The organism is Peribacillus sp. N1, assembly GCF_054600815.1.
This window is the reverse complement of sequence record NZ_BAAHZO010000140.1, coordinates 1-231: the sequence shown is the minus strand read 5'-3', so window position 1 is coordinate 231 and position 231 is coordinate 1. Positions and strand designations below refer to the sequence as shown.

1 protein-coding gene is annotated in these 231 nt (G+C 45.5%); it reads left to right on the top strand.

Annotated elements, in window-relative coordinates:
* Positions 1-231, top strand: a 231-nt coding sequence (locus ACYP5M_RS26840) for a formyltransferase family protein (protein WP_459735765.1), incomplete at both ends; no start/stop codon positions are given.

Below are 231 nucleotides of genomic sequence, written 5' to 3'. Positions count from 1 at the left end.
GTATATGCAGATATTGACGCCGGACTTCGTAGCGGCCCATCCTAACATAATCATCAATATACATCATTCATTTTTACCTGCCTTCATTGGAGCACGGCATTATGAACGAGCTTATGACAGAGGTGTTAAGCTGATTGGGGCGACTACCCATTATGTGACGAATGATATGTATGAAGGTCCAATCATAGAGCAGGATATCGAACGGGTGGACCATCGTGATTCTGCCGCGGA